Genomic DNA, 25,365 nt, shown 5'->3' on the forward strand with positions numbered 1-25,365 from the left:
TCACATGAGCGCCATTCTCAAACCGGTAAAAACCAACCGTCTCAGTGTCGAACTGGCAACCGATGAGACTATGATTCGTGAGTCACTTGAACTGCGGTATCGCATCTTTGCAGAAGAGATGGGCGCAAATCTCGATACGACAGAAGCCATCGACGAGGATCGATTCGATGCGCATTGTCACCACCTGGTTGTGCGTGATACGCGCAGCGGTGACCTGATCGCCAGCACACGCCTGCTGACTGATAAGGGTGCAGCAGATGCCGGCTCCTTCTATTCGGAAACAGAATTCGACATGCAGAATATCAAGTGTCTGAATGGCAGCAAGGTGGAAGTCGGACGCACCTGTGTGGATGCAAGATATCGCTCGGGAGCAGCGATTGCTGTCCTGTGGCAGGGCCTCTCCTCCTTTGTCCAGCAAAACCATATCGACTTTCTGTTTGGCTGTGCAAGCATCGAACTGCAGGAGGATGATGGCATCATGGCAACTGCCATCATGAACCGCCTGCGCACACATGCGCTCATCGACGAGAAGTACAGGGTCCGTCCAAAAACCAGGCTACCGATCACGCCCCTGCCGGATGAGGTCGTTGCAGCCCGCATGCCGCCGCTGCTGAAAGCATATGTCCGGCTTGGCGCAAAAGCCTGCGGTGAGGCGTGCTGGGATGAGGACTTTGGAGTTGCCGATGTCTTTATGCTACTCAACATCAACAACCTAGATGCCTCCTACTCGCGTCACTTCATGTCTCGCGGAGGCAATGCGTAACATGGGTACTTCACCCGTTGCCATCTGGCGTGGACTACGCCTGTCGGAGCACATCTTGACGGGTATGGTGCTTACCGTGCTGCTCAACAGGGAAGAGACCCAGCGTCGTGCAGGCCGTCAATTCCCGACTGTCATCCAGTGGTGGCACAGGCGTCTGTGTAAAATTCTCGGTATAGAACTGGAAATTACCGGCGACATGACCGATGGACAAGCGCTGCTGGTTGCCAACCATGTCTCCTGGATAGACATTCCAATTATAGGCGCCGTGACCAATACCACCTTCCTGTCAAAATCAGAGGTCCGCAAGTGGCCTCTCATTGGCTGGCTTGCCGGCTCTGCAGGCACGCTGTTTATCTCGCGTGGAAACGGAGCGACCAGTGAACTGGCTGTTAAAATGTCACAGACGATTTCCGGCAAGGAACGCCCGGTACTGGTATTTCCCGAAGGGACGACGACTGACGGAACTGAAGTCAAACGCTTCTTTCCGCGCCTCTTCTCGGTAGCAACAGATGCTGGCATCCCTGTACAGCCGATTGCAATACGCTATACCTGCGAAGGGCACCTTGACACCCGTGCCGCTTATATTGACGACGACAGTTTTCCGGTTCACTTGGCACAGACGTTGAAACGCAAGCCGTCACACAAAGTACAGATCACCTTCTGTGAGCCAATTCAACCGGACGGGCAAAGCCGCAAGGAGCTGGCCGAAATCACAAGGGAGCGCATCGTTGAGGCCCTCGAAGCGGCTTGAAACGGCAAGCCGAGATACCATTTTTCCGCTCTTTTCTGACTATCATGAAACAAAAATACAGGTCTGTATGGATCTCGGATATTCACCTCGGAACCCGTGGCTGCAAGGCGAAACTGCTGGATAACTTTCTTGCTGCAACCAGGTGCGACAATCTCTACCTTGTGGGTGACATTATTGACGGCTGGAACCTCGGGCGTGGCTCATCATACTTCCCCCAGTCACACGTCAACATTATTCGCAGGGTCCTGTCGAAAGCAAGGAAAGGCACTGTAGTCAAATACGTCATCGGCAATCATGATGAGTTTCTGCGCAAATACCACGACTTTTTCGAGGACAGGGATTTCGGAAACATCGAGATTTCCGACGAGTTTGTCCATGAAACTGCCGATGGCAGAAAACTGTGGATCATCCATGGAGACCTCTATGACGGGGTCACCCGCTACCATGCCTGGATCTCTCACCTCGGTGACATCGCCTACAACATCCTGATTGCCCTGAACAGCATCTATAACCGCCTTCGCCAGCAGTTTGGCCTTGGCTACTGGTCACTCTCCTCTTACCTGAAGAAGAGGGTAAAAAGCGCAGTGTCATTCATCAACTCGTTTGAAGAATCTGTCGCACATGAATGCAGGAAACGTAATTTCAGCGGTGTCGTCTGCGGTCACATCCATCACGCTGAGATCAAGCAGATCGACGGCATCACTTACTATAACGATGGCGACTGGGTAGAGAGCTGCACAGCCCTGGTCGAGTATGAGAGCGGAATAATGGAGATCATCACCTGGCATATCATCGATCACGATTCGGAAAAAAATGAAGATACTGATCATCACTGACGCCTGGTTTCCACTCGTTAACGGTGTTGTCCACACACTGGACAATACAAGCAAGGAACTCGTCAAACGTGGACACGAAGTTGTCGTTATCCACCCTGGCCTTACACCATTCAGAACATTCTCCCTACCGACATATGCCGAGATCAGGCTGCCATGGAATCCATGGAGAGTCGGAGGGATGATATGCAAGGCCGCACCTGATGCGATTCACATTGCAACAGAAGGCACTCTTGGTATTGCCGCGAGGCTCTTTTGCGGACGCCGCGGAATTCCCTACACATCCTCCTATCACACCAAGACCCCTGAATACATACAGTGCAGATTTCGCTGGTTTTCACTGGCAGTCGGGTATGCTTTCATGCGCTGGCTACATAAAAAATCCTCTGCTGTGCTTGTGACGACCGAGTCTGTCAAGCGCGAACTCGACGAGCGCAAGCTGCACCCGAATCTCCTTGTCTGGTCTCGTGGAGCAGATTTCGACCTGTTCCATCCCGACAAGCGCACTCGTGTAAAGCGTCGACCTGTTCTGGCCTACGTTGGCAGGGTCAGCATCGAGAAAAACCTGGAGGCATTTCTTGACCTTCCTGACGATCACTACGACAAAGTCATTGTCGGCGATGGCCCTGACCTTGTGAGGCTGAGAAAAGAGTACGATCTGCCATCGATCAGTTTCGTCGGATACAAGCATGGTGCAGAGCTCGCAGAAGCATACGCGAATGCAGATGTGTTCGTTTTTCCATCGAAAACAGATACTTTCGGCATCGTTATGATCGAGTCAAATGCCTGCGGCACACCTGTCGCAGCTTACCCTGTCACAGGTCCGGTGGATTTCATCGTTAACGGGGTGAATGGGTATTGCAATCCTGACCTGCAGGCTGCCGTAGAACGATCCCTGAAGCTTGATCGTGCAAAAGTGCGGGGGCATGTGGTTGCACATTACTCCTGGCAGCATGTCACCGACCTCTTCGAGGATGCATTGATACATATCGAAGATCTGAAGAGTCGCATCTAGTAGAAGCCCCCCCTGACCGCCAGGGATGGTGGCTGGGCCGATCAAATCCAGCGTATCACCGGCGCTTTTTTTGCGCTTTTTTCTTTGCTACCTTTTTCTTCGCTACTTTTTTTGACGCCTTCTTGGCCGGTGCCTTTTTTACTACCTTTTTCTTAGCTACCTTATTTGCTGCCTTCTTCGCCACCTTCTTGACGGGTGCCTTTTTCTTGACAGCCTTCTTCTTGGCGACCTTTTTCACCGGCGCCTTCTTCACTGTCTTCCTGGCTGCTTTTTTTACAGGGGCCTTCTTGGCCGTCTTCTTCTTTGCTGCCTTCTTAACCGGGGCCTTCTTGGCAGTTTTCTTTGCTACTTTCTTTACCGGAGCCTTCTTGGCAGTTTTCTTGGCTGCTTTCTTTGCAGGAGCCTTTTTAGCCGCCTTCTTTTTCGTGCCTTGCTTCTTTCCTGCCTTGCTCTCTTCCTGGTCTGCTGTGCTTGTTACCGCTGCTTTCTTTCCGGCTTTCGCCTTGCCGCGTTTTTTCTTGGTCTCTTTCTTTTCGCTCTCGTCCGGTTCAATCTCCTGCAACGGAATTCGTTCGACAGATTTAATGATGTCCATGGCGCGAGCATAGGCATCTTCTCTATCTGCCAGTCCGAACAACTGGTGAGCAATTTTTTGCGATTTGAAGTAGTTGAGCATCTCGGCAATGCTGACTTCACAATTGCGTAAGCGATTGGCCACTGTCTCTTCGTAGTCTGGTGGACGACGGGCGATACGACCACCGCACATGTCGCAAACACCTTCGACCATTGGCGGTGAAGAATAAAGGTTATACTTAGTTCCGCAGCTGTCACACGCCTGTTTGCCGACCAGGCGCTCCATCAGATCATCATTATCAGCATGCACCTCGATAATCAGTTCGAGTGGCGCCCCTACACCCTTGAGAAAGTTGTTGAGCTGGGCAGCCTGTGCGGGGTCACGGGGGAAATCATCAAGGATAAAGCCCTCTCTGGAGGTTTCGATCTCCTCATGTAGCGCAGTTGATATAACCTCGTCAGGGATCGGCGCACAGGCGGTGATCAGCTCACCGACAAGACGTCCGAGTTCGGTCTCTTCTCCGGCCATGCTGGTCAGCCTGTCCTGCAGGTGAATACGGGGGATTTTGAGAGCCTTGGCGATCTTCATTGCCAGTGAAGCTTTGCCCGCACCCGGGGGGCCCATAAGTATCATTCGCATACTGCTTCCAGTCTGTTATCCGATGGCAGTTTTCAATTGCTGCAACTGCACGTTTTTGTTAATTAATTATTTGCATGGCCACATCCAGACATTTGGATTGCGAGCCGTGACACACACAGATAAGCTATTTTCACTATTTTTTCAAGTAGCATGCTTCAAACAGAGGTAAAATACACTATAATTTATCCGGTTTGAGCGAAATTATGGCGCTTTTCATGCCATTTTTATGCAATATACCCGTTTTTACAGAGAAACAGTTAGAGATCAAGAAACGTCGCTGATACCACTCAAGCATTCTTGCCTTCATGACAGCGGCGGCAGACACAAACACATTAAATCAATAATCTGAAATTAACTTTGGAGTAGAAACATGAGTGCAAAAAACGCATTTTATGCCCAGTCCGGCGGTGTCACCTCAGTGATCAACGCATCTGCCTGTGGCGTTATTGAGACTGCACGTCAGCACCCTGACAAGATTGCAAATGTCTATGCTGGCCGCAACGGTATCATCGGCGCACTGACCGAGGAGCTGATCGACACCAGCCAGGAGTCTGATGAAGCGATTGCCGCTCTGAAACACACGCCTTCCGGCGCTTTCGGTTCATGCCGCTTCAAGCTCAAGAGCCTCGAAGACAACAAGCGTGAATACGAACGTCTGATCGAAATTTTCAAGGCACACAACATCGGCTACTTCTTCTACAACGGTGGTGGCGACTCGGCTGACACCTGCTTCAAGGTCTCCCAACTCTCTGAAAAAATGGGTTTCCCGGTACAGGCAATTCACATCCCGAAGACGGTCGATAACGATCTGCCGATTACCGACAACTGCCCGGGCTTTGGTTCAGTTGCCAAGTATATTGCCGTTTCCACCCTGGAAGCCTCCTACGACGTACGCTCTATGGCAAAAACCTCGACCAAGATCTTTGTTATCGAGGTTATGGGACGCCACGCCGGCTGGATTGCAGCTGCAGGCGCACTGGTCGAGGACTACGGCATTCCTGTTGTTACCCTTTTCCCTGAAGTTGAATTCGACCAGGAGAAATTCCTTGCCGCGGTTGATGCCAAGGTTAAGGAACACGGTTACTGCACCATCGTCGTTTCCGAGGGTGCACACTGGCCAGATGGTACTTTCCTTGCTGAACAGGGTACGCGTGACTCTTTCGGCCATGCACAGCTTGGCGGTGCGGCACCTGTTGTTGCCAACATGATCAAGGATGCGCTTGGTTACAAGTTTCACTGGGCAGTTGCTGACTACCTGCAGCGTGCAGCACGTCACCTCGCATCCGGCTCTGATGTCGAGCAGGCTTACGCTCTCGGCAAGGCTGGTGTAGAAAAAGCCCTTGAGGGTAAAAACTCAATCATGCCGACCGTCGTGCGCGAGTCTTCATCTCCCTACAAGTGGAGCATCGGCGAAGCACCTCTCTCCGAGGTCGCCAATGTTGAGAAGATGATGCCAATGGAATACATCTCTGAAGATGGTTTCGGTATCACTGATGGTTGCAAAGAGTATCTCTATCCTCTGATCAAGGGCGAGTCTTACCCTCCTTACGACGACAACGGTATGCCTGACTATGTCACCCTGAAGTTAGCTGGCGTAGAGCGCAAGCTGGAAGACTTCGAGCTGTAATCAAAGCTCGACGTGCAAACAGGAAAGGGAGGCAATTGCCTCCCTTTCTGTTTTTTAACTGCTTATAGCGCTAATTCCTGTATATTTTTGTCGATTTTTGCAGCGCAACATATATAATCAGTCACCTAACTAGGAAGAAAAGGGGGTATATCACCATGAATCTGGATAAAGTCACCGCGGGAAGCAGTTCGCCAAACGAAGTCAATGTCATTATCGAAATCCCGTCACATGCTGACCCGGTCAAGTATGAAGTCGACAAAGATACAGGCGCAATGTTCGTTGATCGTTTCATGGCAACAGCCATGCATTACCCGTGTAACTACGGTTATGTCCCACACTCACTCTCTGATGACGGTGACCCGTGTGACGTACTGGTTGTCACTCCCTACCCACTGATCCCCGGCTCCGTTATCCAGGTTCGCCCAATCGGCGTACTGCAGATGGAAGATGAAGCAGGTATGGACGCCAAGGTACTGGCTGTACCAAAAGACAAGCTGACACGTCGCTACCGCGAAGTGGAGTCATTCCGTGATATGCCCCAGGATGTTCTTGACCGTATCTCTCACTTTTTTGAGCACTACAAGGACCTTGAAAGTGGCAAGTGGGTCAAGATTCTGGGCTGGGAAGGGCCTGAAGAGGCCAAGAAAGAGATCACAGACAGTATCACCCGCTATAATGATGCGCCTGAGAAGCCCGCTTTCTGAGCCAGAAATCACCATACAAGTAAAACCCCGGTCATGTATCGGGGTTTTTTATTGATTCAATACAATGCCTGGCGGGGCGTTTTATGCGAAAATTGCACCCCTTTCCGAAAATGGGCATCCAATTGGGAGTTGCTGGCATATGAAAATCGGCATAATTACTGACAGCCATGATCATATTCTACTGATGGTTGCGGCGGCCAAGGCTGCCGTGCAGGCTGGCGCCGAGGCGATTCTGCACTGCGGAGACGTGGTTGCACCCAGCAGCCTGCAACCACTCAATGCACTCGGTGTCCCGATTCACGTCATTCACGGTAACAATACCGGTGACCTGGTATCAATGTCACGCATGTCCAGTAAACCAGGATCAATGATCAACTATTATGGACAAGATGCTGGTATTGAACTGGCGGGAAAACGCATTTTCCTGGTTCATTACCCGCACTATGCACGAGCTATGGCCACTACCGGTGACTGGGATATTGTTTGTTGCGGCCACAGCCACAAAACCTCGATCGAAAAACTGGATAACATCAAGGGCGGTACCACGCAGTATATTGATGCCGGCACTGTCGGTGGTGTGGGAACCGCACCTGCCAGCTGGATTCTGGGAGATCTGGACAGCATGACCTTCACGGTTCATGAGCTCGATAAATCGCTGGAATATGCGGCGAGCTAAAAAGCTGTAGGAGCGGCGCCCTCGCCGCGATCATGCTGGGTCAGTTCAAACGATTCGGTACCGCCAGTGAGAATGGTGGAATCTGTGCGACAAACATCTCACCGGTGTCATCCTGCATCTCGTACTCCCCCTCCATGGCACCCACAGGCGTATCCAGAATTGCACCACTGGTATAGCGGAAGGCCTCACCCGGTTTCAGGTAGGGTTGCTCTCCAACCACACCCTCACCACGCACTTCGTCAATTTTTCCATTCGCGTCTGTGATGATCCAGTGGCGATTGATCAACTTTGCCGGCTGACCGCCGGTATTGTGGATGGTGATGGTATAACTGAACGCATACTGTCCGTCAGCAGGTGTCGACTGCTCCTCAAGGTAAGCTGTTTCGACACCGATGGTAATCTCTTTTTCCTGCATGAAAACTTCTCTGTATTAGTTTCGACGGGTGGTAGCAAATGTCGTATAAGCTCATCTGCACGTCATGTATGAATGGATCAATGATACAACGCCAATTGCTGCATGAGCAATTTTCGATCATCAGGATTTAGCGTACCAGTGCCGCTTCCACTTCCTGGCGCTTCTCCTCTCCAAGCAGCTGCTCAATCAAGTTGAGTGCAAAATCCATTGCCGTGCCAGGGCCTCGCGAGGTAATCACCTTACCGTCGATCTCCACCGCGGCCCCACTGACTTTGCTGTCCGGTAGTTCGACGGCATCCAGCACACCGGGATAAGCCGTTACCGTGCAACCATCGAGCAGACCGGCGGTTGCCAGCACCTTGGGGGCAGCACAAATCGCTGCAGTAAAGCCATTTTGATGCTTAATCCGCTCAAGCAGTGTATGAATTCTTGGATCTTCGTTGAGGTGATCAGCACCTGGCAGTCCACCGGGCAGGACAATCATATCGAACTCATCATCGATGACGTCGTCGATCGACTTGTCAGGCAACAGGCGCACACCACGGCTGGCAGTTATTGCTTCTCCGTCCAGTCCAACTGTCACCACGCTGACGCCTGCACGGCGTAACAAATCGATAATCGTGACCGCCTCAAGCTCTTCACATCCCTGGGCCAACGGCACGATAACTGAAGGCATTACTCACCTCCATGCTGACCAAGAATATGCAGCCCCTTGAGAATGTTGAGGGCCTCGTTAAGCATGAAGTCCTCGACGACCAGTGGGGTATCACTCTCCTTCTTTTCCGGTTCCGCTTCCACCTCGCCACTCTCCCCGTTAGCTGGTGCTTGCGCCGGATCTGTATCTTCCTCGTCATGATTGACCAGATGGCCACTGAGGACTGACTCTCTGACCAGGGTCAGTTTTTTCTCTTTCAACTCCACCGTGAGTGGCTGCAATTCAATATCCGGCACGATACCCTCGGCCTGGATAGAGCGCCCGTTTGGCGTGAAATAGCGCGCAGTGGTGATCTTGACTGCAGATTTCTCATCAACAGGAATAACTGTCTGAACCGAGCCCTTTCCAAAGGTCGTGCGCCCGATGATGATTGCTCTCTGGTGATCCTGCAATGCCCCTGCAACAATCTCCGAAGCCGAGGCAGAACCTTCATTGACCAATACCACGATTGGCGCGCCATCGAGAACATCATCCGGTTTGGCAGCAAAGCGACTCATGGAGCTTTTGGTACGCCCCTCTGTATAGACAACCTCACCCTTGGTGATAAATGCATCGCTGACAGCCACCGCCCCATTCAGAACACCACCAGGGTTGTTACGCAGATCGAGAATCAGGCCATTGAGCGATCCCCCGGATTCCTCACGCAGACGATCAATACGCTTGACCATATCTTTCGAGGTGTGCTGCTGAAAATTTGAAATCCGGATATAGGCATAGGCCTTCTCAAGCAGGCGCCCCTTGACGCTCTTCACGCGGATAATGTCACGTTCAATCTCAACGACCACGGGCGCATCAGCACCCCCACGTAAAATTGTCAGGGTAATGCTGGTACCGGGTTTGCCGCGCATGACATCGACAGCTTCATTCAGCGTCATCCCCTTGACCGGCTGATCATCGAGACGAATGATGAGATCACCTGCCTTGACACCCGCTGCTGCAGCCGGGGTATCGTCAATCGGTGAAATCACCTTGACGAATCCATCCTCCATGCCAACTTCAATTCCAAGGCCACCGAACTCACCGCTGGTATTCTCCTGCAGTTCCTCGTAGTCATCCTCGATCACGAAATCGGAATGTGGATCAAGCCCGTCGAGCATACCGCGAATGGCGAAACGGATCAGCTTGTCATCATCCACTTCCTCAACATAGGACTGCTTGATGCGGGTAAAAACCTCTGCAAACTGTCGCAGTGATTCGAGTGGTGCAACTTCTTCCTTCTCGACTTCCGCTTGCGCAGCGCTCTCTTCTGCCACGGCAAACCCGCCGATGCCAAGGGCAATGCATACACTCAGAGTTAACAGCAGTTCTTTTTTCACTAGCCAACCTTCCCTTTTGATACGGCACGACACCAGTGCGTTGGATTCATAGCGCGCTCACCGCGGCGAACCGCAAAATAGAGTGAGCCCTTTTTCTGACCGCCGCTGCGACCTGACAGGCCAATTGTCTCGCCGGCCTCGACCTTGTCACCGACCTGCTTTAATAATTCCTGATTATAACCATAAAGTGTCATGAAGCCGCTATCATGCTCGACAATCACCATCATGCCGTAACCACGTAGCCAGTCTGCGAAAACCACCGTACCACCATGCACGCTTCTTACCGGCTTGCCCTCTGGCAGCGATATGACCAAACCTTCAAGCACCACGCCACCAGAAAGCTTCTCACCGTATTTCCTGGTTATTTTTCCACTCACAGGCCACACCAGTTTCCCCTTGAGCGTAGCGAATCCCGCACTACCCAATTTCCTGAACTCCTCGGGGATCGCCTTATCGATACTGGCAAGTAACTGGTTCAGATCCTCGGCATCTTTTGCCAGTTGTTCAAGCTGTTGCTGATTCGAGCCAATCGAGTTGTTCCAGTGATCGACAATCTGCTGCTGCTCCACCCTTGCTTCCTGCAGCAGGGAAACAAGACGCGCCTGCTCAGAGAGATGCGATTCAAGTGACTCTCTTTGGGTTGCCAGTGCAAGGTTGACCTCTTGCAGTTGCTCATAGGAGAGACGAATCTCGTCAATAATGCCGATACGAGCGCGATTGAGATAACCATAGTACGTGAGTATGCGCGAGAGTCGCGCCGGGTCATCCTGCTTGAGCAGCAACTTGAGAAACTGCTGACGCCCCATGCGCCAGGAGGCACTGACCTGCTGAGCAAGGTGTTGTTGCTGATTTGTCAGCTGTTCGCGCAGTGGTCCGAGACGCTCCTCAAGCTTCTCGGTACGCGCCCTCACGGCTGTAATCTCTTCTCCTGTTCTGGATAGTTGTGCTGACTGCTGCGAGATCTTCTCGTCTGTCTCTTTCAGAAGTCTTACATCTGTATCACGCTGTTGCTGTTCATCCTGAAGCTGCTGTGTCAGATGGCCAATTTTCGCCTTGAGGGCCTCAAGTTCGAGTTGCTCGATTGATGGTTCCTGTGCGGCAGCAGGAAGAGGAAGAGCCAGAAGAACACAAGCCATGCACAGCAACAGCTGCTTCATGACATGCGGCAACACGTTCAGGCCGCAGCCTCTTCACCCTTTTCGACGAATTCAATCAAGGGCTGACCGGTCATTTCATTTGGCTGTGACAACTCCATGATACGCAGCAGTGTCGGAGCGATATCACTCAGCGATCCCGACTCCATCAGCTTTGCATCGCGCTCACCGATATAGATGAGAGGGACCGGGTTGGTCGTATGAGCTGTATAAGCCTGCCCGGATTCACGGTTGACCATTTTTTCGACATTGCCATGATCCGCCGTCACCAGGGCAGCACCACCAACCTCATGCAAGGCCTCGCGGATCCTGCCGAGACATTCATCAATCGTTTCAACTGCCTTGATCGCAGCATCGATGATACCCGTGTGTCCAACCATATCGGTGTTGGCAAAATTGCATATGATCGCATCATGCTCGCCACTATGAATCGCCTCAACCAGGTTGTCAGTCACCTCGCGGGCGCTCATCTCCGGCTGCATGTCATAGGTCGCAACCTTGGGTGACGGCACGAGGATACGCTTTTCGCCCTCGTAGGGTTCCTCAACACCACCGTTGAAAAAGAAGGTCACGTGCGCATACTTCTCCGTCTCGGCCAGACGCAGCTGGTGAAGACCAAGCTTGCCAATATATTCACCAAAACCATTGGGTAATTTTTCCGGAGGAAACGCGACCGGGATATCGAATTCGCTGTTGTATTCAGTGAGGCTGACATAGTCGGCAAGTTGCGGTACGACTTCACGTTCGAAACCGTCAAAATCGGGTTCGATAAAAGCACGAGTGAACTGGCGCGCGCGGTCGGAACGATAGTTCATCGACAGCACCACGTCACCATCTTCCATTACGACAGGTGCACTGCCTGTCGGCTGGATCGCGGTCGCCCTGACAAACTCATCTGTCTCGCCACGTTCATAGGCGGCCTCGAGTCCCTCCATGCCACTCTCCGCGGTGTACATTGACTTGCCCTGGGTGAGCAGATCATAGGCTTCCTGTACACGTTCCCAGCGGTGATCACGATCCATCGCATAGTAGCGACCGATGATGCTTGCCAACCTGCCTCCCTGCACCTCCGCAAACACGTCTTCGAGCATTTTGAGTGAATTACTCGCACTCTTTGGCGGCGTGTCACGCCCATCCAGAAAGGCATGGACATAAACATTCTTGACGCCCTTTTCCACCGCGAGCCCGATCGCCGCATGAATATGCGATTCATGCGAGTGCACTCCACCTTCAGAGAGCAAACCGATAATGTGTACAGCTTTGCCATTTTCTGCGGCCTTGTCGACTGCAGATGTCAGGGTGCGATTGGAGAAGAAGGAGCCAGTACGGATGGAACGACTAACGCGGGTAAACTCCTGGTAGACCACACGACCGGCACCGAGATTGAGATGACCAACTTCAGAGTTGCCCATTTGCCCACTGGGCAGACCAACAGCCGGCCCGCAAGTTCGTATTTCCGTGTGGGGGCACTCCTTCCAGAGTTTATCCCAATTGGGCGTATTGGCCATAATAATTGCATTATCCGGCTCGTTTTCGCCGAGGCCCCAGCCATCGAGTATCAATAAAAGCGTCGGTGTTGGACGTGTCATATCTCTTCGTCAGTTCCTGTAATTCTGTCGGCCAATCCTGATTTCTGACCATTTTAACGCAACTTGCATCTACAACCACAGACTAATTCCATGGAAACAGTAGAGTGGACTCTAGACTAGCCGCAAAACTCCGAATACACTAATCTTCTAATATATGCTACATTCAGCAGGGTATATGTGCCATAGAAGATGTAATTACAGGACTACACAACAATGCAGAAACAAGAAGAGATCTCAGATCTGGAGCTTTTAGAGGAGGATTCAGACTTCAACCGTGCATCCCGTGCACTCAAGGCGATGTCACATCCATTACGACTGAAAATTCTCTGCACCCTGGGTGAGGAAGAAGTCAGCGTTCAGGATATTGTCGAACAAGTCGGCACCTCTCAGAGTAATATCTCACAGCACCTGGCAATCCTGCGTGACAAGGATATCCTCTCCGCACGCAAAGATGCCAACAGGGTTTACTACAAGGTATCTGATCCACGCCTGCTACAATTAATCGGCATGATGCGTGAAGTTTTCTGTACAAGTGGGTTACACTAGCACCCCAAATACTCTACCCGTAGAAACGGACTTGATATGGAACAGCTGATTGAATTCGCTGGCAACCACGCGATGCTGGTTGCCTCACTTTTTGTCGTACTTGCACTGCTTGCCTTCAACCTGATGCAAGCACAGAAAAACAGCGTGGACCCGGTCGGCGCAACCCAGTTAATCAATCGTGAGGATGCAGTCGTAATCGATGTACGTCCAATGGCTGATTTCCACAAGGGACACATCGTTAACGCCCGCAGTATTCCACTGAACGGTTTCAAGAACCAGATCCATAGCCTGGAAAAGTTCAAGCAAACTCCGATTATAGTGAGCTGTAAAAGCGGTAACCAAAGCGGTTCTGCATGTGGCGATCTGCGCAAGGCCGGCTTCGAAAAAGTTTATAACCTGCGTGGCGGACTTCACGCATGGGAAGCAGAGAAGCTTCCGGTCTCTACAAAATAACCAATCTTTCAGGCAACAGGAACCATGAGCGAAAATAACGAAGCACAATTCAATCTCCAGCGCATCTATACAAAGGACCTCTCTTTCGAGACCCCGAATTCTCCACAGGTGTTCCTCAAGGAGTGGAATCCGGACATGAGCCTTGACCTCAACACAGAGGTTAACCAGATTGATGACAACAATTACGAAGTCGTACTGATTGTCACTGTCACCGTGAAAAATGGTGAAGAGACTGCGTTCCTGGCCGAGGTTCACCAAGCCGGAATCTTCCAGGTCAAGAATATTCCTGAAGAGCAGATGGGACCAATCATGGGCATCCAGTGCCCTAACGTCCTGTTTCCCTATGCGCGTGAAACCATGTCGGATCTCGTCAATCGTGGAAGCTTTCCGCAACTGTTGCTGACACCGGTTAACTTCGAGCAACTCTATATGCAACACGTACAGCAGATGCAAAAAGAGCAGGAAAGTGAGCAGTCTCACTGAGGACAAGAGATTCGCGGTACTCGGGGCTGGCTCCTGGGGTACCGCACTCGCCATTCTACTGGCACATAATGGCCACCAGGTCACACTGTGGGGCCTGCCACCTGAAGTTGATGCACTCAACCGCGACAGGTGCAACAAACGTTACATCCCGGACATCCCCTTTCCGGATAACCTGACAGCCAACAGCGATCTTGAAGAGGTCCTGGCAACGACGGATGAAGTATTGGTCGTTGTCCCCAGCCACGCTTTTCGTACCGTGGTCGATCAGATAAAAACCATCAACCCGAATATTGGCCGCCTCTCCTGGGCGACCAAGGGGCTTGATCCTTCAAGCAGAAAACTGCTCAGTGAAGTTGCGCATGAACTGCTGCCAGGTATCGATGTGGCCGTGCTCTCCGGACCGACTTTCGCCAAAGAGGTTGCTGCAGGTTTTCCGACAGCCATCACTATCGCTTCGAATTCCGAAAGCTATGCCAAGTTTCTTGCAGAGGCTTTCAGCTCAGACACCTTTCGTGCCTATACAAGCCACGACATCATTGGGGTTCAAATTGGCGGAGCAAGCAAGAATGTCATGGCAATTGGTGCCGGCATGTCCGACGGGCTTGGCTTCGGTGCAAATGCACGTGCTGCATTGATTACCCGTGGACTTGCCGAAATTACTCGACTCGGCGCAGCTATCGGGGCTCATCATGAAACTTTCATGGGGCTTGCCGGACTTGGCGATCTGACTCTCACCTGTACAGATGACCAGTCACGTAACCGTCGTCTTGGGCTTGCGCTTGCTCGCGGTTTGACTATCGACGAGGCGAAAGCCGAGATTCAACAAGAGATCGAGGGCATCAATACAGCGCGCGAGGTCTACTTCAAGGCGAAGGAGCTTGGTGTAGAGATGCCGATTACCGACCAGGTCTATCGCATCATCTACGAAGGGCAGTCACCGCGAGAAGCCGTCAAAGAGCTGTTGCACAGGGCGCATAAGTCGGAAGACTAGGCAGGCGTCTACCTTCATCACTATTTCTATTATTTGTGTCGCTGTGCGACTGCTTTATTTTGAAAGCGCGCGGTGGCGCGCACTGTTCAAAATGGACCCCGGCTCAAAGCCGGGGTGACAAAAGTAAAATGCCGGCTCAAGGCCGGCATTTTATAAGTGCTTAATGAGAAAGATCAGCGTGGCAGATCAGTCGACCCCATCAGGTATTCATCGATTGAACGCGCACACTGGCGTCCTTCGCGAATCGCCCACACGACCAGTGACTGACCACGGCGCATGTCGCCTGCTGCAAACACCTTGTCCATCGAGGTGTAATAGGCTTTCTCGCCCTCGGTATCACCCTGTACGTTGCCACGACCATCGAGCTCAACACCAAGTTGCTCAAGCATACCTTCGTGTACGGGATGGACGAAACCCATTGCCAGGGTTGCAATATCAGCCTGCAGTTCAAATTCGGAACCGGCAACTTCACTCATTTGCCAATTGCCGTTCTCATCCTTGTTCCACTCAACCTTGATGCACTTGACTGCCTTGAGGTTGCCCTCTCCATCATCGAAAAACTCTTTCGAGGCAACAGAGAACATACGCTCACAACCCTCTTCCTGTGAACTCGAGGTACGCATCTTGTTTGGCCAATCTGGCCACACGGTGCCCTTGTCTTCTTTCTCTGGAGGCTGAGGCAGAATCTCAAGTTGAGTAACAGATGCAGCACCATGACGGTTGGATGTACCGATACAGTCAGAACCTGTATCACCACCACCGATGACAACCACATGCTTGTCCTTGGCCGAGATCACACCCTCTTCGCCATGAACACCCTGCACGTGCTTGGTGTTCGCCTTGAGAAAGTCCATAGCAAAATAGACGCCGTTAAGGTCACGTCCCGGAATTGGCAGGTCACGCGGTTTTTCTGAACCACCTGTCAATGCAACTGCATCGAAACTGTCGAGAAGTTCCGTCGCCTTGATATCAACACCGACATGCGTGCGTGATTTGAAAACAACACCCTCTGCGCGCATCTGGCTCATACGACGGTCAATGATGCTCTTGTCGAGTTTAAAGTCCGGAATACCAAATCGTAAAAGGCCTCCAATACGTGGCTCTTTCTCGAACAGCGTAACATCGTGACCCACGCGTGCGAGCTGCTGGGCACATGCCATACCAGCCGGACCGGAACCTACCACGGCAATATGTTTGCCGGTTCTGTGTTCAGCGATTAGCGGCTTGATCCAGCCCTCTTCCCACGCCTTGTCAACAATGGCGCATTCGATACTTTTGATACTGACCGGCTCGTCAGTCAGGTTCAGAGTACAAGACTCCTGGCATGGTGCCGGACAGATACGCCCCGTGAACTCTGGAAAGTTATTGGTCGAATGCAATGTATCTGATGCTGCGTGCCAATCTCCATGAAAGACCAGGTCATTCCAATCAGGGATCTGGTTATTAACCGGACAGCCCTGGTGGCAAAATGGTATACCACAATCCATGCAGCGAGCACCCTGGGTGCTCAGCTCATCATCGGAAAGCGGAATAACAAATTCAGTGAAGTTGGTAATACGATCACTGACCGGTGCATAGGTACGGTCCTTGCGCTCATATTCCATGAATCCTGTTGGTTTACCCATCTCTTACTTTCCTCCGGGCTAGGCAACTTTAGTGTCGGTAGCCTGTTGTGCCTGCATTTCCATCAATGCACGGCGATATTCAACAGGCATAACCTTGACGAATTTTGGTAGCATTTCTTCCCAATGACTGAGAATGCGGTGTGCAACTTCAGAATTGGTGTATTCGAAATGATTCTCGATTAACTGGCGCAGACGAATTTCGTCGAAACGTGTCATATCATGACTGACATCGACGCGCCCCTTGGTTTCCAGGTCACCACCCATGTGTTCACTGGACTCAAGCGCTTCATCCTCTGCAAGAATAGGCTCAAGCTCAACCTGTGCCATATTGCAGCGGTTTTCGAAGTCACCCTTTGCATCAAAGACGTAGGCGATGCCACCTGACATGCCAGCCGCGAAGTTGCGTCCGGTCTCACCAAGACAGACGACAATGCCGCCGGTCATGTATTCACAACCATGGTCGCCAACACCCTCGATAACAGCTGTGGCACCCGAGTTACGTACAGCGAAACGCTCGCCGCCAACGCCACGGAAGTAGCATTCGCCACCGATGGCTCCGTAAAGCACGGTGTTCCCGACGATAATATTCTCTTCCGCCTTGCCGATCTTCGACTCCTGCGGAGGATAGATGATCAAACGTCCGCCAGAGAGCCCCTTACCGACATAGTCGTTACCTTCACCAGACAGCTCAACTGTGACTCCCTTGGCCACCCAGGCACCGAATGACTGACCAGCAGTACCTTTCGCATTGATGTGAATGGTGTCATCAGGCAGGCCTGCGTGACCATATTTCTCGGCAACGCGTCCGGAGAGCATAGTCCCGAATGTACGGTTGTTGTTGTAGACGTTGATGTCAATCGTGACTTTCTCACCGTTTTCAAGCGCAGGCTGGGCCTGTGCAATCAGTTCATGATCAAGCGCCTTGTCGAGGCCATGGTCCTGGCTCTCGCTATGGCGAATCGCTACGCCTGCATCAGCCTCTGGCTTGTGCAGCAGGCGCGAGTAATCGAGTCCTTTTGCTTTCCAGTGGTTAATCGCATTTCGCATATCGAGACGATCACTCTGACCAATCATCTCTTCAACACTCCTGAATCCGAGCTTCGCCATGATCTGGCGCATCTCTTCAGCAACGAAGAAGAAGTAGTTGATAACGTGCTCCGGCTTACCGGTGAAACGCTTGCGCAACTCGGGGTCCTGGGTTGCAACACCGACAGGACAGGTGTTGAGATGACACTTGCGCATCATGATGCAACCCTCTGCAATCAATGGCGCAGTGGCAAAGCCGAATTCGTCAGCGCCCAGAAGTGCACCAATAACCACATCACGACCGGTTCGAAGTCCGCCGTCTACCTGTACGGCAATACGACCACGCAGCTTGTTCATCACTAGTGTCTGGTGAGTCTCAGCGAGGCCAATCTCCCATGGAGAGCCGGCATGCTTGATAGAAGTCAGTGGTGATGCACCCGTGCCGCCATCGTAACCGGAGATGGTGACATGATCAGCGTGCGCCTTGGAGACGCCGGCTGCAACCGTACCAACACCCACCTCGGAAACCAGCTTGACTGAAATACGTGACTTCGGCTGCACGTTCTTGAGATCGTGAATCAGCTGAGCGAGATCCTCGATCGAGTAGATATCGTGGTGCGGTGGCGGTGAAATCAGGCCGACACCCGGGGTTGAATGGCGTACGCGTGCAATCTGTGCATTGACCTTGTGGCCTGGCAATTGTCCGCCTTCGCCTGGCTTGGCGCCCTGTGCCATCTTGATCTGAATATCGTCAGAGTTGACCAGGTACTCGGTAGTCACACCAAAACGGCCGGAGGCGACCTGCTTGATCGCAGAGCGCTCTGGATTCATGGAGCCATCTTCAAGCGGATTGAAGCGTGCCGGCTCTTCACCGCCTTCACCGGTATTGGACTTGCCACCGAGCGCGTTCATGGCGACCGCGAGGGTTGAATGCGCCTCGTAAGAGATACTGCCGAATGACATGGCGCCGGTAGCAAAACGTTTGACGATCTCTTTTGCCGGTTCAACCTCGTCGAGTGGTACAGCTGTCTCTGCCCAGTTGAAATCCATCAAACCACGCAGTGTCAGAAGATGCTCATTCTGATCATTGATCAGGCTGGTGAATTCTGCATAAGTCGATGCATCGTTGGCACGCACTGCATGTTGCAGCTTTGCAATGCTTTCCGGCGTCCAGTTATGCGCCTCTCCGCGATGACGGAACGCGTAGTCGCCACCAACATCGAGATGTTTTGCGTAGATCTGCTTGTCACCGAACGCATCCTGATGCCAACGAAATGCCTCATCAGCGACTTCATCGAGCCCGATACCTTCGATGGTGGTCGTTGTGCCGGTGAAATACTCCTGCAGGAAAGGTGTCGACAGCCCGACAGCGTCGAAAATCTGTGCGCCACAGTAGGACTGGTATGTCGATATACCCATCTTCGACATGACTTTCTTGAGTCCCTTGCCGACTGCTTTGATGTAACGATCCTTTGCCGTTGCATAGTCGTCGACACCATCAATCCGAGAAAACCTTGACTTGATGGTCTCAAACGCCAGCCATGGATTGATTGCCTCTGCGCCATAACCTGCAAGCGTTGCGAAATGGTGCACCTCGAGAGCTGCACCTGTTTCAACGACCAGACCGGTATCAGTACGCAGGCCTTTGCGGATCAGATGATGGTGAACAGCAGATGTTGCCAGCAAGGCTGGAATCGCAACACTGTCAGTATCGACCCTGCGGTCAGAGAGAATCAGAATGTTGTAGTGCCCCAGTACTGCTTTCTCAGCAGCCACGCACAGATCATTCAGCGCTTTACGCATACCATCTGCACCGACATCTGCCGGATAGGAGATATCGAGAGTCCTGGTTCTGAAAGCACCACCGGCGCTGTCCTTGATACTGCGAATGCGCTCAAGGTCCTCGTTGGTGAGAACAGGCTGGTTTGCCTCGAGGCGCATGTAGGCCCCGTCACTCGCGAGACCGAGCAGGTTCGGACGCGGTCCGATCAGGGTCACCAGCGACATGACAATCTCTTCACGAATCGGATCGATTGGCGGGTTGGTGACCTGGGCAAAATTCTGTTTGAAATAGGTCGACAGGTGCTTTGACTTGTCTGACAGTACCGAGGGCGGGTTGTCCGCACCCATGGAACCGGTTCCTTCCTGACCTGTTGCCACCATTGGCGTCAGCAGGAACTTGACGTCCTCCTGGGTGTAGCCAAATGACTGTTGCAGATCAAGTAAAAGCTCATCATCAGGACACATCGCCGTGGTAACCGGCTCGGTCAACTCGTTGAGATGAATCTGGCTCGAATCCAGCATCTCCTGGTATGGGCGTGCCTTGGCCAGTTCAGCTTTCAGTTCGGCATCATCGATGATGCGACCCTGCTCCATATCGATGAGGAACATCTTGCCGGGCTGCAGGCGCCACTTCTTGATGATTTTCTCTTCCGGAATCGCGAGAACGCCCATCTCGGAACCCATAACGACCAGGTCATCATCAGTGATCAGGTAGCGCGCGGGGCGCAAACCGTTACGGTCGAGGGTAGCACCAATCTGGCGTCCATCAGTGAAAGCGACAGCCGCCGGTCCATCCCATGGCTCCATCAGGGCAGCATGATATTCATAGAATGCACGACGGTCATCGTCCATCAGCTTGTTGCCTGACCATGCTTCCGGAATCAGCATCATCATGGCGTGAATCAGCGAGTAACCACCGGCAACCAGCAGCTCCAGAGCATTGTCGAAACAGGCTGAGTCCGACTGCCCTTCAGGAATCAGTGGCCATACCTTGTCGAGATCATCACCGAGAATGTCGGACGCCATCGAATGGCGGCGTGCTGCCATCCAGTTAACGTTGCCGCGCATGGTATTGATCTCACCATTGTGTGCAATCATGCGGAACGGATGTGCAAGATCCCAGGTAGGGAATGTGTTGGTTGAGAAACGCTGGTGCACAAGTGCCAGAGCAGAGATGACTCGCTCATCTTTCAGGTCGAGGTAGTACTCACCAACCTGGTTTGCCAGCAGCATTCCTTTGTAGACGATTGTCCTGGTGGACATCGAATTGACATAGAACTGCTCGTTACCGGCAAGTTCGCGCTCCCTGATCTGCCCCTCAATAAGCTTGTGAATGACGAACAGCTTGCGCTCCAGTGCGTTCTGGTCAGCTGTCCCTTCACCACGTCCGATGAAGACCTGGCGCACAACCGGCTCGGTCGGCTTGACACTGACTCCAAGAGAACTGTTGTCAACTGGCACTGTACGCCAGCCCAGAAGGGTCTGCCCCTCTGCAGTGACAATCTCTTCTACAAGCGCCTCAAGTGGCTTGCGCGCGTTCTCTTCCTGGGGAAGAAAGAGCATGCCGATACCGTATTCTCCCTCGACCGGGAGCTCGATACCGGACTCATCGCGCATGAATGCATCCGGAATCTGCATCAGCAGGCCAGCGCCATCACCCGCCTTGTGGTCAGCACCAACAGCACCTCGATGCGTCAGACGCTCCAGGATTGTCAGCCCCTGGCTGACTATCTCGTGACTTTTCTTACCCTTGATATGAGCAACAAAACCGACGCCACAAGCGTCGTGCTCATTTGCAGGATCATACAGACCTTGTCTAGGCGGCAAACAGCCCTGGTTCATTACAAACCACCTCATTATTCAAATTCGTATTAAAGCCGCTGGCGTATTGCACGCCGACACCCGTACAGCCATGATTTCTCCTGATTGTAACTGGGCGAGCGGGGAAAGGGGTGTGATTATATCAGGGAAAGGCGGTTGTGCACTAGCAGCAAATACAGCTCACCTGTTCCGGCACCTAATCGCGGAAAACAGTCGACTCAAGAGCATCCCGCTCGAACTGGTCGACAAGTACCGACTGACCAAGTGATTGCATCAAAACGAGACGCATTTTGCCACCCTGGACTTTTTTATCAACCGCCATCAATTCGAGGAAACGCTCCCCGGAAAGAGATTCAGGCGGGTCGACAGGCAGGCCTGCAGCATCAATCAAGTGCCTGATGCGCTCCACGTCCTCACGGCTGATCCACCCCATGCGCCGGGACATCTCTGCGGCCATACACATACCAGCAGCAACGGCCTCACCATGAAGCCACTCACCATAACCCATGCCCGCCTCGATCGCGTGACCAAAAGTGTGCCCGAGGTTGAGCAAAGCACGTTGTCCTGCTTCACGCTCATCAGCTGCGACAATTGCCGCCTTGTTCTGACAAGAGCGCTCAATGGCATGGGCAAGTGCATCGGCATCACGGTTAAGCAATGACGTCATGTTCTGCTCCAGCCACTGCAGGAACTCAAGATCGTTGATGAGTCCATACTTGATTACTTCTGCAAGCCCGGCAGAGAGTTCCCGGTCAGGCAGCGTTTTGAGTGATCCCGTATCCGCCACCACGCAGCGCGGCTGATGGAATGCGCCGATCATGTTTTTTCCAAGTGGGTGGTTAACACCTGTTTTTCCACCTACGGATGAATCGACCTGGGACAGCAGCGTGGTTGGGGCCTGTACAAAATCGACACCGCGCTGATAACTGGCTGCAGCGAACCCGGTCATGTCGCCAATCACACCCCCACCAAGAGCCAGCAGAGTGCAGCTGCGATCGAAACGGTTCTGTAGTAAGGCATCAAAAATCTGGGTGAGAAAGTCGAGGTTTTTGTAGCGTTCGCCATCTGGCAGAACGACCTCTGCAGTCTGAAAGTCACCAAGGGCTGAAAGCACCTTGTTGAGGTAAAGTGGCGCGACTGTTTCGTTGGTGACCACCATCACCTGCTTTGAACGAATCCACGGAGTATAGGAATCAGCCTGCTGCAGCAAACCGGGGCCAATCATGATCGGGTAGCTGCGCTCGCCGAGATCAACCGTCAAGGTTCTCATGCCAGGAGCCTCTGATTGAGTCTGGGCAGAAGAGATTGTTGATCAAAATGCGTCAATTCACGGCGCATATCGCACGTAATAGCATCGCTATTGCGAAGATTTGCAACAAAGAAGTGGCGTATTTTGGCGATAAGATCGAGGTTCATGACTTGATCAGCGGCTCCTTAGAGTTCCTCGATGCGCCTGATGATCTCCTTGGCTACAGTAGATGCACCACGTTGTTCGGTCGAAATCACCATGTCTGCAGTCTCACGATAGAGCGGATCACGCTCTTCCATAAGGGCCTCCAGCTTGGCGCGTGGATCATCCGTGTCGAGCAGTGGACGCCCCTTGTCTTTAGCAGTGCGTTCGAACTGCTGATCAATAGAACATTCCAGGTAGACAACGAAACCACGTGCGGCAAGGTTGCGGCGATTGGCATCAACCGTCACAGCACCGCCACCGGTTGCGAGCACCAGCTGGTCTTTTTCTGTGAGCTCCTCGATCACAGCTGCTTCGCGCTTGCGAAACCCTTCTTCACCTTCATATTCAAAGATGGTCGGGATATCAACTCCCGTTCTACGCTGAATATCAGCATCGGTATCGAGAAATTCGAGCTTGAGAATCGCAGCAAGCTGCTTGCCAATAGTGCTCTTTCCGGCCCCCATGGGACCGACGATAAATATTTTGCTAGGAACTTTCATGGGGCGCAAAGATAACTGCAATGACCCTGCTGTTGCAAGCCCGCATATGATATATATTGTCGATTTCGTTGAAAACCGCCCCAGAATCGTCCAATAAACGGCATAATCGCGAAATATTCCGTTTATCGCCGAAGAATCTTGGGCGTAACAAAAATCATTAGCTCGCTACGATCCACCGTATTCGTGTTCTTGCGAAAGAGTGCACCAAGCCCCGGGATATCGCCCAGAACAGGTACCTTGTCGACAGACTTGGTATCCTGCGTTTCGAAAATACCACCGAGGACGATCGTATCTCCATCACCGACCAGCACCTTGGTCTCGATTGACTGGGTATCGATCGGTACGTTCTGATTGAGGCCAAGTGCCTCGGCGAAGTTGGGCGTGTCCTTGTTGATAATCAGGTCCATGATGACCTTGTTATCCGGCGTAATATGCGGGGTCACCTCAAGTTTGAGAACCGCATCTTTAAAAGTAACGTTGGTCGCACCACTGGAGGTATCTTCCAGGTAAGGTATCTCGACACCCTGCTTGATAATGGCCGTGTTCTGGTCGGAAGTCACAACACGTGGGCTGGAGACAACTTCGCCCTTCTCTTCCGTCTGCATGGCGGCCAGCTCGAGATCAAGAATATCAAGTCCATTCGCTATACTGAACGAGATAAACCCACCCGCTGTACCAGTAGCGGGCAAATGCCCGTCGGATGTACCGCCTGCGAGTGTCACTGTATTTCCGTTTACTGCCTCTTCAGTATCAAAGCCGAGACGCACTCCAAGCTCCTTGGCAAAATCATCGTTCGCGAGAACAATACGCGCCTCGATCATTACCTGCTTGATTGGCCGATCTAACTGATCGATCAATTCACGGATATTCTGTAGTGACTCCTCGGTGTCACGCAGCAACAAGGTGTTAGTGCGGCTATCAACTGTGACACTGCCACGGCTTGATAAGAGTGAGTTTTCAGAAGAAGCACCGCTTTCCTTAAGGAGATCAGCCAATTCATCTGCCTGAGCGTACTTAACGCGTATCAAGTCAGATTTTAGCGGTTTGAGTTCCTGCAACTCGGTTTCAGAGCGCGCCAGAAGTTGTTCCTGCGCGGTGACTTCGATCGTCGGCGCCACCATGATGATATTGCCGTCCTCACGCATGGTGAGGTTCTTGGTTCTGAGGATAATATCCAGCGCCTTGCGCCAGTGAACATCCTTCAGCCTGAGGGTGACATTACCAACAACCGAATCGCTGACAACCATGTTGAGACCGGTAAAATCGGCCAGTAGCTGGAGCACCGATCGTACTTCAATATCCTGAAAATTAAGTGACAGTTTGCCGCTATCGACGGTAGATGCTGTCGGGGCTGCGCTTACAGGCTCTTCCGCGATAACCGGAATCTCGACTGCACTTTGCGGTGGCTCCTCACTCGCCAGTGTCTGCTCAACCGCTGTCTGCAATACTTCCTGGTCAACTTTCACTACCGGGCGAGAGGCAGCCTTTCCGATGGTGATAATCAGCTTATTGCTGTCTGTATCTATCTCGTAGGGCTGCTGACTGAGAAGCCTGGCAACCAGTCTTGCACGGCCATTCGACTCAACGACAACAACATTTTTAACTGATGATTTACCAACCGTGAAGAGTTTTTTATCGAGTTCACTCGAACCTTTGAGGTCGACTACTATTTGCGGCGGTGCATTGACTGCAAAACTTGCTGGTGTTGCTGCAAAGGGCTCACTGCCCTCGACAACGATCTGCACAACACCCGGCTCCAACTCTGTACTGGTGACATTTTTCAATGACTGATCCGCAAAAACCTGGTTACCAGTAAGCAACAGCAGGAGCGTAGTCATGCCAGTCAACATAGCAGTTATCTTTTTCATGCCTGTCACAATACCTGCCTCTCTAATTGAAAACCACATAAATCGC

At 52.2% G+C, this 25,365-nt stretch carries 22 protein-coding genes; 11 read left to right on the forward strand and 11 right to left on the reverse strand.

Annotated elements, in window-relative coordinates; all coding sequences use genetic code 11:
* The first annotated feature begins 4 nt into the window (after positions 1 to 4).
* Genes BOW06_RS01860 through BOW06_RS01875 form a run of 4 tightly spaced genes read left to right on the forward strand, consistent with a single transcriptional unit; the run spans position 5 to position 3,362 of the window.
* On the forward strand, positions 5 to 763 hold the full coding sequence (locus BOW06_RS01860; protein ID WP_043116460.1) for a GNAT family N-acetyltransferase: 759 nt from the start codon (positions 5 to 7) through the stop codon (positions 761 to 763).
* Position 764: 1 nt separating this feature from the next.
* Positions 765 to 1,514 (forward strand): lysophospholipid acyltransferase family protein, encoded by a 750-nt coding sequence (locus BOW06_RS01865; RefSeq protein ID WP_043116459.1) that lies wholly within the window; start codon positions 765 to 767, stop codon positions 1,512 to 1,514.
* Between the two features lie 44 nt (positions 1,515 to 1,558).
* Positions 1,559 to 2,350 (forward strand): UDP-2,3-diacylglucosamine diphosphatase, encoded by a 792-nt coding sequence (locus BOW06_RS01870; RefSeq protein WP_043116457.1) that lies wholly within the window; start codon positions 1,559 to 1,561, stop codon positions 2,348 to 2,350.
* Positions 2,328 to 3,362 (forward strand): glycosyltransferase family 4 protein, encoded by a 1,035-nt coding sequence (locus BOW06_RS01875; protein WP_043116456.1) that lies wholly within the window; start codon positions 2,328 to 2,330, stop codon positions 3,360 to 3,362. The genes BOW06_RS01870 and BOW06_RS01875 overlap by 23 nt, the downstream gene beginning before the upstream one ends.
* A 55-nt stretch (positions 3,363 to 3,417) precedes the next feature.
* Here BOW06_RS01875 and BOW06_RS01880 read toward each other — a convergent pair whose 3' ends face one another.
* Positions 3,418 to 4,575 carry an adenylate kinase family protein gene (locus BOW06_RS01880; protein ID WP_052132073.1) on the reverse strand — a complete coding sequence of 386 codons (1,158 nt, stop codon included), beginning with the start codon at positions 4,573 to 4,575 and terminating at the stop codon, positions 3,418 to 3,420.
* Positions 4,576 to 4,945: 370 nt separating this feature from the next.
* On the opposite strand from BOW06_RS01880, the gene BOW06_RS01885 reads away from it, so the two are divergent.
* From BOW06_RS01885 to BOW06_RS01895, 3 genes are all read left to right on the forward strand, one after another.
* On the forward strand, positions 4,946 to 6,202 hold the full coding sequence (locus BOW06_RS01885) for a 6-phosphofructokinase (protein WP_043116455.1): 1,257 nt from the start codon (positions 4,946 to 4,948) through the stop codon (positions 6,200 to 6,202).
* Positions 6,203 to 6,357: 155 nt separating this feature from the next.
* A complete protein-coding gene (gene ppa, locus BOW06_RS01890; RefSeq protein WP_043116453.1) occupies positions 6,358 to 6,906 on the forward strand; it encodes an inorganic diphosphatase in 549 nt (182 codons plus the stop codon).
* A 139-nt stretch (positions 6,907 to 7,045) separates the two neighbouring features.
* A complete protein-coding gene (locus BOW06_RS01895; RefSeq protein WP_043116451.1) occupies positions 7,046 to 7,582 on the forward strand; it encodes a metallophosphoesterase family protein in 537 nt (178 codons plus the stop codon).
* A gap of 40 nt (positions 7,583 to 7,622) precedes the next feature.
* Here the strand turns inward: BOW06_RS01895 and apaG are convergent, their stop codons facing one another.
* From apaG to gpmI, 5 genes are all read right to left on the reverse strand, one after another.
* Entirely contained in the window at positions 7,623 to 7,997 is a 375-nt protein-coding gene (apaG, locus tag BOW06_RS01900; protein WP_043116450.1) for a Co2+/Mg2+ efflux facilitator ApaG/CorD, read from the reverse strand.
* A 127-nt stretch (positions 7,998 to 8,124) separates the two neighbouring features.
* The gene (locus BOW06_RS01905) at positions 8,125 to 8,673 is read right to left on the reverse strand and encodes a DJ-1 family glyoxalase III (protein ID WP_043116448.1); all 549 of its coding nucleotides are present in this window, start codon (positions 8,671 to 8,673) and stop codon (positions 8,125 to 8,127) included.
* Positions 8,673 to 10,028, reverse strand: coding sequence for a S41 family peptidase (locus BOW06_RS01910; protein WP_230209639.1), 1,356 nt, complete (start codon positions 10,026 to 10,028; stop codon positions 8,673 to 8,675). Before BOW06_RS01910 ends, BOW06_RS01905 begins: the two co-directional genes overlap by 1 nt.
* Positions 10,028 to 11,185 carry a murein hydrolase activator EnvC family protein gene (locus tag BOW06_RS01915; RefSeq protein WP_078461646.1) on the reverse strand — a complete coding sequence of 386 codons (1,158 nt, stop codon included), beginning with the start codon at positions 11,183 to 11,185 and terminating at the stop codon, positions 10,028 to 10,030. Before BOW06_RS01915 ends, BOW06_RS01910 begins: the two co-directional genes overlap by 1 nt.
* Positions 11,186 to 11,202: 17 nt before the next feature.
* Positions 11,203 to 12,771, reverse strand: coding sequence for a 2,3-bisphosphoglycerate-independent phosphoglycerate mutase (gene gpmI / locus BOW06_RS01920; protein ID WP_043116444.1), 1,569 nt, complete (start codon positions 12,769 to 12,771; stop codon positions 11,203 to 11,205).
* 213 nt (positions 12,772 to 12,984) lie between these two features.
* Between gpmI and BOW06_RS01925 the strand changes: the two genes are divergently transcribed.
* The 4 genes from BOW06_RS01925 to BOW06_RS01940 are packed head-to-tail and all read left to right on the forward strand — an operon-like array spanning position 12,985 to position 15,244.
* Positions 12,985 to 13,317 carry an ArsR/SmtB family transcription factor gene (locus BOW06_RS01925; protein ID WP_078454408.1) on the forward strand — a complete coding sequence of 111 codons (333 nt, stop codon included), beginning with the start codon at positions 12,985 to 12,987 and terminating at the stop codon, positions 13,315 to 13,317.
* 36 nt (positions 13,318 to 13,353) lie between these two features.
* Positions 13,354 to 13,770, forward strand: coding sequence for a rhodanese-like domain-containing protein (locus BOW06_RS01930; RefSeq protein ID WP_078454176.1), 417 nt, complete (start codon positions 13,354 to 13,356; stop codon positions 13,768 to 13,770).
* Between the two features lie 24 nt (positions 13,771 to 13,794).
* Positions 13,795 to 14,253, forward strand: a complete 459-nt coding sequence (gene secB / locus BOW06_RS01935) for a protein-export chaperone SecB (protein WP_043116440.1) — start codon at positions 13,795 to 13,797, stop codon at positions 14,251 to 14,253.
* Positions 14,237 to 15,244, forward strand: a complete 1,008-nt coding sequence (locus tag BOW06_RS01940; RefSeq protein WP_078454409.1) for an NAD(P)H-dependent glycerol-3-phosphate dehydrogenase — start codon at positions 14,237 to 14,239, stop codon at positions 15,242 to 15,244. The genes secB and BOW06_RS01940 overlap by 17 nt, the downstream gene beginning before the upstream one ends.
* Positions 15,245 to 15,417: 173 nt before the next feature.
* On the opposite strand, the gene BOW06_RS01945 is transcribed toward BOW06_RS01940, so the two are convergent.
* The 5 genes from BOW06_RS01945 to BOW06_RS01965 all read right to left on the reverse strand — a co-directional run bounded on the left by BOW06_RS01945 (position 15,418) and on the right by BOW06_RS01965 (position 25,319).
* The gene (locus BOW06_RS01945; RefSeq protein WP_043116437.1) at positions 15,418 to 16,869 is read right to left on the reverse strand and encodes a glutamate synthase subunit beta; all 1,452 of its coding nucleotides are present in this window, start codon (positions 16,867 to 16,869) and stop codon (positions 15,418 to 15,420) included.
* Between the two features lie 18 nt (positions 16,870 to 16,887).
* Positions 16,888 to 21,519, reverse strand: a complete 4,632-nt coding sequence (gene gltB / locus BOW06_RS01950; protein ID WP_078459467.1) for a glutamate synthase large subunit — start codon at positions 21,517 to 21,519, stop codon at positions 16,888 to 16,890.
* 175 nt (positions 21,520 to 21,694) lie between these two features.
* Positions 21,695 to 22,768: a 3-dehydroquinate synthase gene (gene aroB, locus BOW06_RS01955; protein ID WP_078454411.1), complete on the reverse strand. Its 1,074-nt coding sequence runs from the start codon at positions 22,766 to 22,768 to the stop codon at positions 21,695 to 21,697.
* Positions 22,769 to 22,932: 164 nt separating this feature from the next.
* The gene (gene aroK / locus BOW06_RS01960; RefSeq protein WP_043116432.1) at positions 22,933 to 23,451 is read right to left on the reverse strand and encodes a shikimate kinase AroK; all 519 of its coding nucleotides are present in this window, start codon (positions 23,449 to 23,451) and stop codon (positions 22,933 to 22,935) included.
* A 122-nt stretch (positions 23,452 to 23,573) separates the two neighbouring features.
* On the reverse strand, positions 23,574 to 25,319 hold the full coding sequence (locus BOW06_RS01965; protein WP_179115158.1) for a type IV pilus secretin PilQ: 1,746 nt from the start codon (positions 25,317 to 25,319) through the stop codon (positions 23,574 to 23,576).
* Positions 25,320 to 25,365 lie beyond the last annotated feature (46 nt).

Source organism: Solemya velum gill symbiont, assembly GCF_002020255.1.
GTDB lineage: Bacteria > Pseudomonadota > Gammaproteobacteria > Chromatiales > Chromatiaceae.